The 11296-nt window shown below is 56.2% G+C and carries 5 protein-coding genes; all 5 read left to right on the top strand.

What is annotated here, in order from left to right; all coding sequences use genetic code 11:
- Positions 1-5033: beta strand repeat-containing protein (locus LF95_RS20870; RefSeq protein ID WP_143182127.1), on the top strand; the 5033-nt coding region annotated here is incomplete at its 5' end.
- A gap of 241 nt (positions 5034-5274) precedes the next feature.
- A complete protein-coding gene (locus LF95_RS20865; RefSeq protein WP_168173736.1) occupies positions 5275-6804 on the top strand; it encodes a TolC family protein in 1530 nt (509 codons plus the stop codon).
- 57 nt (positions 6805-6861) lie between these two features.
- On the top strand, positions 6862-7761 hold the full coding sequence (locus LF95_RS20860) for an efflux RND transporter periplasmic adaptor subunit (protein ID WP_143182126.1): 900 nt from the start codon (positions 6862-6864) through the stop codon (positions 7759-7761).
- Positions 7761-9104 carry an efflux RND transporter periplasmic adaptor subunit gene (locus LF95_RS20855; protein ID WP_073957112.1) on the top strand — a complete coding sequence of 448 codons (1344 nt, stop codon included), beginning with the start codon at positions 7761-7763 and terminating at the stop codon, positions 9102-9104. Before LF95_RS20860 ends, LF95_RS20855 begins: the two co-directional genes overlap by 1 nt.
- A gap of 12 nt (positions 9105-9116) precedes the next feature.
- Positions 9117-11237 (top strand): HlyD family efflux transporter periplasmic adaptor subunit, encoded by a 2121-nt coding sequence (locus LF95_RS20850; protein WP_073957111.1) that lies wholly within the window; start codon positions 9117-9119, stop codon positions 11235-11237.
- The last annotated feature ends 59 nt before the right edge of the window (positions 11238-11296 follow it).

Genomic DNA, 11296 nt, shown 5'->3' with positions numbered 1-11296 from the left:
TGGAAGACACCGACTACAAACTGAAAGTCACGGATTTCAATTACAGCCAGCCTGGCGGTGAAAAAGATACTTTCAAGGCCGTCCGGATTGATACTCTGCCGGATAGTGGCACATTGAAGCTGAATGGTACGGCGGTTACGAAGGGCCAGGTTGTTTCGGTTGCTGATATTACCGATGGCAAGCTGGTTTACAGCCCGGCAGAAAACGTCAATGGCGATGCAGTGACGACCTTCACCTTCTCGGTCCAGGATAGCCGGGACGGGTTTGATATCACGCCGAAAACGGTGACGGTGAACGTCACCCCGCAAAACGATGCGCCGAGCTTTAACGACAGCAAGGCCGTTGTGACATCGGTGAATGAAAGCACGGATGCCAATAAGGGTGTTCCGGCGACAGCGATTATTACCGATGCCAATATCGGTGATATTGACCTGAGCACGACGGGTGGCCTTGATAGCGGCACCTTTGGCGAAGGCAAGATCACGGTTGCGATCACCGGGGCCGATAGCAGCGAGCAACTGACGATTGATACAGATGCGCTGACCGGGAAAGCCCTGCCTTCGGGCGTTGTTGTGAGCGGGGGTGTTAATGGCGCAGATCTGGTGATCACGCTGGATGGCAACACCACGCGTGCCGAGGTCAATCAGATCCTGAATGCCATTCGTTACAGCACAAACTCGGATACCTTTACCGGCGGTGAACGGACGATCACGACGACCCTGAGTGATGGCAAGGTGTCGAGTGATGATGGCAATGCACAGGCAGGCGGTAATGCCGGGGGCCCGGATGCGTTGTCGGCACAGCTGATCTCGAAGATCACGGTTGTGGAAAAGAACGATCCGCCACTGGGGGCGGATCAGACGGTGACCACACTGGAAGACACCGACTACAAACTGAAAGTCACGGATTTCAATTACAGCCAGCCTGGCGGTGAAAAAGATACATTCAAGGCCGTCCGGATTGATACCCTGCCGGATAGTGGCACATTGAAGCTGAATGGCACGGCGATTAGTGCGGGCACGGTGGTGTCGGTTGCCGATATTACATCGGGCAAGCTGGTGTACAGCCCGGCGGAAAACGTCAATGGCGATGCAGTGACGACCTTCACCTTCTCGGTCCAGGATAGCCGGGACGGGTTTGATACCACGCCGAAAACGGTGACGGTGAACGTCACCCCGCAAAACGATGCGCCGAGCTTTAACGACAGCAAGGCCGTTGAGACATCGGTGAATGAAAGCACGGATGCCAATAAGGGTGTTCCGGCGACAGCGATTATTACCGATGCCAATATCGGTGATATTGACCTGAGCACGACGGGTGGCCTTGATAGCGACACCTTTGGCGAAGGCAAGATCACGGTTGCGATCACCGGGGCCGATAGCAGCGAGCAACTGACGATTGATACAGATGCGCTGACCGGGAAAGCCCTGCCTTCGGGCGTTGTTGTGAGCGGGGGTGTTAATGGCGCAGATCTGGTGATCACGCTGGATGGCAACACCACGCGTACCGAGGTCAACCAGATCCTGAATGCGATCCGTTACAGCACCAATTCGGACACCTTTACCGGTGGTGAACGCACGATCACAACGACGCTGAGCGATGGCAAGGTTTCGACTGATGACGGCAACGTTCAGGCTGGCGGCGATGCCGGGGGCCCGGATGCGTTGTCGGCACAGCTGATTTCGAAGATCACGGTTGTTGAAAAGAACGATCCGCCGCTGGGGGCGGATCAGACGGTGACCACACTGGAAGACACTGACTACAAACTGAAAGTTACGGACTTCAATTACAGCCAGCCTGGCGGTGAAAAAGATACTTTCAAGGCCGTCCGGATTGATACTCTGCCGGATAGTGGCACGCTGAAACTGAATGGCACGGCGATTAGTGCGGGCACGGTGGTGTCGGTTGCCGATATTACATCGGGCAAGCTGGTGTACAGCCCGGCGGAAAACGTCAATGGCGATGCAGTGACGACCTTCACCTTCTCGGTCCAGGACAGCCGGGACGGGTTTGACACCACGCCGAAAACGGTGACGGTGAACGTCACCCCGCAAAATGATGCGCCGAGCTTTAACGACAGCAAGGCGGTCACAACATCGGTGAATGAAAGCACGGATGCCAATAAGGGTGTTCCGGCGACAGCGATTATTACCGGTGCGAATATCGGTGATATCGACCTTTCAACGACCGGTGCACTGTCGAGCACGGTTTATGGTGAAGGCACGATCACGGTTGCGATTACCGGTGCCGATGCCAGCGAACAGCTGACAATTGACAGCTCGGCGCTGCCAGCCGGTGTAACGCAGACGGGTGGGGTCAATGGCAGCAACCTTGTGATTACGCTCGATGCCAACACGACGGTCGCTGAAGTGAATGCGATCCTGGATGCGATCCGTTATAGCACCACTTCGGATACCTTTACCGGTGGTGAACGCACGATCACAACGACGCTGAGCGATGGCAAGGTCTCGACCAATGACGGTAACGTTCAGGCGGGCGGCGATGCCGGTGGCCCGAATGCGCTGTCGGTTGATTTGGTTTCCAAGATAACGGTTGTTGAGAAGAATGATCCGCCTGTCATTAGTGGATCACCGGCAGTAACCGCGACGGAAGATACGGATTACGCCTTTAAACTTGGCGATTTCCATTATGAACAAAAAGGTGGCGAAAGCACGGTTGATACCGATCTGAATAAGATCACGGTCAAGAGCCTGCCTGACAGCACAAAAGGCAAGCTGTTGCTGCAGACCGGCACCAGTGGTGGCAGCCCGGTTTATACGGAAGTTGCCGTGGGCCAGGATATTTCGGCAGCCGATATTACGGCCGGAAAACTGATTTACCGGGCGGATGCCAACCTGAACGGGCCGGAAGCCAAGACCAGCTTTACCTATAGTGTTTGGGACAAGGGCCACGCTGCGAGCAGCAATGTGCCGGCGGAATCCGCCACTGGTACGATGGATATCAGCGTTACGCCCGTGAATGATGCGCCGGTTTTGAGTGGCACGAGCAAGTCGCCGGCGATGGTGATCAAGGATGACGGCACCGGAACAACCGGCACCGCGGCTTTGGCAAGTGGTGTCAGTGTGTCGGATATCGATATCACCACTGATGCGGATGTCAGCAGCTATGGGGGCGGTACCATCATAGTAAGCTTCACCGAAGGCTATCAGTCGGGCGATCGTTTGTCGGTTAATGGGGGCATGTTGGCCGGGATGGCCGGGGTCACTGGCGGCAATGGCTCGGCGCTGGTGATTTCATTGACCAATGATGCGACCTCCGCCCAGGTGAAATCGATTATTGAAGCCATTCGGTATGGCAGTGTTGATGCCGATCCGACGGCGAACAAGACCGATACCACGCGGGCCTATTCGATTGTTCTGAATGACGGTGACAATAACGCCGATGGTGGTGCCATTGACGGCGTCAAGGATGCCGGTGGCCCGACCAGCCTGAATTCCGCGGCCCTGACCGGGACGATTACCTTCCGGTATCCGCCAACCGCAACCGACGATACGGTTACGGTGTCCAAGGACAGCACGACGGGAACGGGCAATGTCAAAACCAATGACAGTGACCCCGAACATACCGCCGACCCGACCCATGAAGCCGACTTCACCGTGACAGAGGTGAACAGCGCGACGGGCAATGTGGGCAAGACCATTACCGGCACCTATGGCACGATCACGATCAATGCCGACGGGACTTATAGTTACAAGTTAGATCCGACCAATACGGCCGTGATTCAGCAATTGCCGGGGGATGCCCCCCTGACGGAGAGCTTTACCTACCAGATCACGGATAATGACGGCCAGACCGATACGGCTACCCTTCATATCAAGATTCTGGGTCACAATGAGCCGCCGGAAGCAACTGACAACAGCAATTCTGTCAAGGTTGGCAATAATGAAACGGCAACTGGCAACGTTATTTCTGATAATGACGGTCATGGTGTTGACTCGAATACAGAAAATACCAGTCAGACCTTGTCGGTCGTGGGGATTAACGGGGCAACCGGCAATATCGGGACTCCGGTTACGATTACGTATGGCACCATCACGGTTAATTCGGACGGGACATATCGGTATGTGTTGAATACCGGCAACAGCGCGGTGCGCAACCTGCCGGTTGGCCAGACCCTGACGGAAACATTCACCTATACGCTGTCGGATGGCATTGATACCGATGTGGCAACTGTGACCATCACCATTGATGGGCCGAATGCGTCGAAACCACCGTCACCGCCGCCAACACCAGGAACCGGGCCAGGACCGGGAGACCCCCCTGGTTCACCGGACCCGGGACCAGGAGGGACTCCCGGACCCGGAAATGATCCTTTCACCCGGGTTGAAAACAGCTTTGGATCCAAGGTGGATTTCCGTTCGCCGCTGAATAATCCGGTGCGACTGACCCTGGAATTGCAGGACCGTGTCGCCACGGCTTCCGGTATCCAGCTGTTCCCGGTTCCGGCAACGGCGTTCCAGCATACCGATCCGACGGAAACACTGGATATCGAGGCCTCCCAGCCCGATGGATCACCACTGCCGTCCTATGTGAACTTCAATGCCCAGAACCTGGTGTTTGTGGTCGATGGGGATGCCGCGCGTGTCGCCGGGGCGAAAAGTATCGATATCCGGGTGACGGGGCGTGATACCCGCGGCAACGAGGCAACCACGACTTTCACCATTCTGTTTACCGACCGCAATATTGATGGGCAGGATGGAAAAGCTGGTGAAAATGCCCCGGACAAACAGGACGGGGAGAAGGATCAGGGCAACCCCGATAACGTCAATCCCGATAACGGTAATCCGGATAACGGCAATGCACCTGACACGGGCGAAGCCCCGGCCACCAGCGGGAATGACCGTGCCGAGGCGCCAATTTCAGATCGCGACGCATTGGCCGGTATGGCGGCAAAAGAGCGGATGCTGAGCCGTATTGCCGTGGATGCGCAGGCCATGAATTTCGGTCGTCATGCGATTTTGGCCGAGCGTGAGGCCCTGTTGGCTGATTTTGCCGCTTTGTTTCGGGGATAAATAATCGGTTGTGAAAACAGAAATCAATCAGGGCCAGGAGCCGTGCAAACGGCTTCTGGCAGGGCTTGGCTGTAATGGGCCGCGGGAAACGCGACCTTTAAAAGGGGAGAGTTCACAGCATAGCTGCGCGTGGTTGCCCAGGCGACCGGCAGACGTGATGTGGGACAGGCTTCTTTTAAGGGGGAGAAAGAAGCAAATGGTTACGGATATGCAAAAGACGAAAAAATCTGTGGGCAAGAAATTGGCATATAAGAGCCTTCCGGTGGTGGCAGCGGTTATGTTTCTAAGCGGTTGTGCCGTGAAGATGGAACCGATCAGCGATGCGGATGTTGCTGCTGCTGCCAAACATGACATGGAAATGATCAAGGCATCTGTTCCGCCGATCAGCGGGCCCATGACATTATCGGACGCGATTGCGCGGGCGTTGAAATACAATCTTGCGAACCGGGTCAAGATTATGGAATCGGCCCTTGCCACCAAGAATTTTGACCTGGCAAAACTTGATATGATGCCGCTTTTCAAGGCGGATGGCGGCTATAGTGCGCGTACGGGAAAAAATGCCACCAACAGCCGCGACTATCGGACCGATATCGAATCGACGTCCTATTCCTATTCCGATGATCCGCAGCATTGGGATGGCAATTTGCGCTTCAGTTTTAACATTCTTGATTTTGGCATCAGTTATTTGCAGGCCAAACAGGAAGCGGACCGTGCGGTGATTGCACTGCATGCGCGGACAAAATCGATGGCGCGCCTGATTCAGGAAGTCCGTACAGCATTTTGGCGTGTGGTGCTGCTAGAGCGTGTTGCGCCAAATGTTGATGGGCTGCTGGCCCGTGCCGATCAGGCGATGAAGGACCTTGAAACCGCCCGCAATGAAGGGCTGCGCCCGCCGCTGGCCGTGCTGGAAGATAAGCGTGCCCTGATCGAGATTATCCAGCAGCTTGAAACCATGCAGCAATCGATCGGGGCCGCGCGGATTGATTTGGCATCCCTGATCAATGCGCCCAGTGGTTCGCCCTTTAAATTGAAGGTGAACAGCGATTTCCCGGCCCTGCCGCGTAAAGAGCCCGATTTTGATAAGTTGGAGCTTTACGCGCTGGTGCATTCGTCGGATTACACCGACGAGATTTATAATCTGCGGATTGCCCGGAATGAATCGCGCAAGGCAATTGCCCGCCTGTTTCCCTCGCTTGAGGGTTTTGGATCGTTTAACGCCGATACCAACCATTTCCTGGCGGACCCGTCCTGGTATGAGGCTGGAGCGCGGGTATCGTGGAACCTGTTTAACGTGTTGCGGCTTGATGATGTTAATGAAACCAACGAGGCCCGCCGCAATATGACTGTCGCCCGCCGCCTGGCCGCCAATATGGCGGTGATTACATCGGTGCATGTGTCGTGGCAGGAATATGCCGATGCCAATGCCCGCCTGGACCAGGCCAAGCGCATTGATGACATTGACAAGGAAATCTCCAAGCTGACGGAGCAATCGGTATCGACCGATGCGGTCAGCGGGATGGAACGTATTCGAAGCGAAATCCGTGCCCTGCGTTCTGCCGTGGCGCGTGTGCTGGCCTATTCGGATGCGCAGGATGCCTATGGGCGCTTTTTGTTGAGCTTGGGCCTTGTGCCGGATGTGAGCACATCTTTGAACGCCCCCGAGGCACAACTATCCGCCAAGATCAGGGAATCGCTTGATAAGTGGGAAGATGGTGATTTGCCGACGGTCGAAACTGTCGGGGTAATGCCCGACTTTATTGAAGACAAATAACATTTGAACAGGCTGGTCAGGCGAGGGATTCTTGCCTGACCGCACGGAGAAAACAGTGTGAGCAGGCTTAAGACGGGAATTTTCACAATGGTGCTGGCAGTGTCGGTGTCACTGCTGCAAGCAATGTGGGGGCCGGGTTCTGTGGCAATGGCAGCCCAGGGCGATGATCAGGGCAAAATAGATTTGCCCGCGCTTGCACCTGTACCGTTACCCGATGCCAACGGCAATTTCCCCGAAACCGACCCGGCAAATGACCGGTTTCAGGGGTCGGTCCGGGCGAAAATTCGCCCGGTGCAACACGCTGTTTTATCCGCCCCCCTTGCCGCAACCCTTTTAACCCTGGGCGCACGGGAAGGTAGCCGGGTAAAAAAGGGTGATGTGCTGATGAAGTTTGACTGCACCCCGCTGGAAGCCCAGCTGATTGTCGCCCAGACACGGCGCAAGGCGGCCCTGACCAAGCTGGATGTCAATGAACGGCTGGAGAAGATTCACAATGTTAGTAAGCTGGACCTGGCCTTAAGCCGGTCGGAAGTGGAACTGACCGAGGCCGATATTAAGGGCATTCGGGCCCAATTGGCACAATGCAGTGTTGAAGCGCCTTTTTCAGGCGTGGTCACACAGCAAATGGTTCAGGCCCGGGAATTTACCAATCCGGGCGATCCGGTTTTGCGGCTGGTAAATATTGACGATCTGGAAATTGAAATGGTTGTGCCTTCCAGTCTGTTGCGCAAGTTGCACGCGGGCGACCATTTTGTCCTGCATGTTGACGAGCTGGACCGCGATGTTGACGCAAGCATCAAATATGTTGTGCGCGAGGTGGACCCGGTCAGCCAGACCGTGCGGGTGATTGGTGCGCCAGTAAAGGCAGACCCGGATTTGCTGCCCGGTATGAGTGGTAATGTCCGGTTTGACTTCGCCCGGCAGGTTTCCGCCCGCACAAGCGCGGATAACCAATAATGTCGACACAGGATAACGGGGCAGGCGCACGGGGTCTTGCCAATCTTTTGCTGTTGCAGGACCGCATTCGCGATGCGGAAAGCCGGGCGGCTTTGGGCGCGGTTGTGGTGAATGATACCCGCATCATTGTTCCCTTTGATATTGCCGTGTTTTGGCAGGGGGAACGCGGGCGCGGCGATGTGCTGGCGGTTTCAAACCTGCCGGAACCCGAACGGCAATCGGCCTTTACGCTGTGGAGCAAAAAGCTGTGCGGCCATCTTTCGCGGGTGCGCCACGAACGCCCCGTTCGGGTCGAGGTGGAGGACATTGATCAAAGCCTGCAGGTGGATTGGCCCCATTATTTGCCCGCGCATTCGCTTTGGCTGCCTTTGCGCGCACCCGACGGGCATGATCTGGGCGGGTTGCTCTTGTCGCGGCCCAAACCCTGGCAGGATGAAGAACTGCGTGTGCTGGATCGCCTGGCAAAAAGCACGGCGTTTTCGCTGGAATTTCTCATGCGCCGTCGGCGTCGGCGCCATTTTTTGCGCAACCGCAAACGGTTTTTGTTGGCCGGGATCGCTGTTGTTGCCATTGCGGCGGCGATGTTTATCAAGGTGCCGCTGACCATTCTGGCCCCGGCCGAGGTGGTGCCGCTGGACCCCTATGTGGTGCGCGCCCCCTTGCGGGGCGTTGTCGAAAGTGTTGATGTTGACGCCAACCAGATGGTCAAGGTGGGCGATAGCCTGGTGCACATGGATGCCACCCAGCTTGAAACTGATTTGGCCGTGGCGCGCCAGGAATATGAAATTGCGATTGCCGAATATCGCCGTGCCCAGCAGGCGGCCAGTTCAGACCGGGAATCATCCAGCCAGATGCAGGTTTTGCTCTCGCGCGTGCATCAGAAAAATGCCGAACTGGATTATATCACCAATCAGCTTGCCCGTGCTGACATCAAGGCCCCACAGGATGGGGTGGTAATTTTGCCAGGCCGCACGGAAATGGAAGGTCTGCCGGTGTCGCAGGGCGAACGGCTGATGGTACTGGCCGACCCCAAATCGGTCGAGATGGAGCTGTGGCTGCCGGTCAAGGACCGCATTCCCCTGCATGATGATAACCGGGTGGTGCTATTTTTGAATGTCGAGCCGGATCATCCCTATGAAGCGAAAATTCATTTGGTGGATTTTCAGGCCAAAAACTCGCCCGCCGGTGTGTTGTCGTTCCGCGCCCGCGCCAGTTTTGAGGGTAAGGACCGCCCGCGCGTCGGCCTGCGCGGTGTTGCCAAAATATATGGCGATGACGTACCGCTTTATGTGCTGCTGTTCCGTCGTCCGTGGGCGGCGTTGCGGCCGTGGCTGGAACTGTAAGGAACCCGCAGCATGGCAGCACCGGCACTCTCCTTTGGTCCGCCCGGCCCGCGTCAGGAACCGCCCCCGGTTTTGCGCCGTGACCTCGATATTGTGCCGGGCGAGCCGGAGCGAAACGGGCGGCCAGTTTATATTTTGCATGATGCGGCAGCGGGGCGGCATTTCCAGCTTGATCCGGTGACGGTTGATTTGTTGCCGTTGATTGATGGCCGCCCGGCCGATAAAATTTCGCAATTGGCGGAAAAATATCTGGGCCATACCGTCTCGGTCGAGGAAATCACCCGGCTGTTTGGCTTTTTGCGCGCCCATAATCTGGTGCTGTGTGACGATGTGCAGCATGGCCGCCATAAAACCCAGCTTAAAATGAAGCCGGGGATCGCGGCGAAACTGGTGAAATCCTACATTTCGTTTCGCATTCCGCTGGTAACACCCGACCTGTTTTTAAACCGCACCATTGGCTATGTGCGCTGGCTGGCCTCCTCGCCGATGGTGTTTTTGCATGTTTGTGCCGCCCTTGCCGGGATTTACCTGGTCTCGCGCCAGCCCGATGTCTTTTTGCATACTCTGCGCGGTTTTTTATCGTTTGAAGGCATTGTTTCCTATGGTTTGGCAGTGACGGCAGTAAAGGCCTTTCACGAGCTTTCACATGCCTATACCGCCAAGGCGCATGGCTTGCGGGTGCCGGTAATCGGCGTCGCCTTTATCGTGTTTTGGCCGGTTCTTTATACCGACACCACCGATGCCTGGCGCCTGCCCAGCCGGCGCGACAGGCTTGAAATCGGCGCAGCCGGGATTTTGTGCGAACTGGTGATTGCCGCCTGGTCCATGCTGCTCTGGAACCTGTTTCCCGACGGGCCCATCGGTTCGATCCTGTTTTTGTTTGGTACCAGCACCTGGATCCTCAGCCTGTTTGTCAATTTGAACCCGCTGATGCGCTATGACGGCTATTACCTGTTTTCCGATCTGGTGCGCGAACGCAACCTTGAAAGCCGCGCCCATGCCGTCTGCCGCTGGAAACTGCGCGAGGTTGTTTTGGGCCTTGGCGTGACCCCGCCCGAAAAGCCGACTTTGCTGCTGATGGGCTTTGGTTTTACCATTTGGGTTTACCGGTTTTTGCTGTTTTTTGGCATCGCGCTTGCGGTTTATCACCTGTTTTTCAAAACACTGGGGATCGTGCTTTTCCTGGTGGAAATCTATTTTTTCATTGCCCGGCCGATCATAAAGGAAATCGTTGTGTGGTTTTCATTTGGCAAATTGCTGAAATTCAATTTTGCACTGATACGGTCGCTCACGGTGCTGGGGCTGTTTCTGGCATGGCTGCTGATTCCCTGGCAGGGCGAGGTTAGTGCACCAGCGGTTTTGACCCTGCCCTATAATACGGTCTATGCGCCAATGGCCGCCCGGGTGGAACAGGTTTTGGTCACAAGCGGGCAGGTGGTGAAAAAGGGTGATGTGATTGCCCAATTGCAATCGCCGGAGCTTGATGAGCAAATCCGGATTGCGGAGCTGAAACGCGCCGAACTGGCCTGGGAAAATGCCAGCATTGGCGTGGATGCGCTGCGCCAGAACCGCGCGCTTGTTTTGGCAAGCCAGCTTGCCACCCAGGAACGGGTATTACGCGGCCAGCAGGCGCAAAAGGCGCGACTGGAGCTCCATGCGCCGGTCTCGGGCAAAATTGTTGATATGAATCCCAACCTTAATCAGGGCGGCTGGGTGGCTGCTGATGAACCCGTACTGTCAGTTGTCGGTGACGGGGCGGAAATCATTGCGTATCTTGACGAAATCTCCCTGCCCCGAATTGAATCGGGGGCGAAGGCGCGGTTTTATTCCGAAGATGGCGTGATGAAGCCGGTTTCGGCCACCGTGACCCGCATTGATGCCACCGGTGTGACCAATTTGAGCGAACCCTATATGCGCTCGCAAAATGGCGGGCCGATTGAAACGGTGGAACAGCCCGACAAAAGTTTTGTCCCCGGCCGCGCCATTTATCGTGTCGTCCTGCATAACGATACCGGTGCCACCGTGCCCAGCGCCATGCGCGGCAAGGTCATCATCACCGCCCGCCCCGAAAGCCAGTTCACCAAACTGTCACGCCGGATGATGTCGCTGCTGCAACGTGAAAGCCAGCTTTAGGCGGGATCATGTTGATCATTACCGCCTGACTGATAGCAGATCTCACTCGTTCGTTCCCG

Origin of the sequence: Thalassospira sp. TSL5-1, from assembly GCF_001907695.1 — a bacterium.
Classification (GTDB): Bacteria; Pseudomonadota; Alphaproteobacteria; order Rhodospirillales; family Thalassospiraceae; genus Thalassospira.
This window is presented reverse-complemented; position numbering and strand designations above follow the sequence as displayed.

What these genes read in the sequence shown, in the direction of transcription:
- LF95_RS20855 (WP_073957112.1), top strand. Translation starts at nt 7,761, where the DNA reads ATGTCGACACAGGATAACGGGGCAGGCGCACGGGGTCTTGCCAATCTT.
- LF95_RS20850 (WP_073957111.1), top strand. Translation starts at nt 9,117, where the DNA reads ATGGCAGCACCGGCACTCTCCTTTGGTCCGCCCGGCCCGCGTCAGGAA.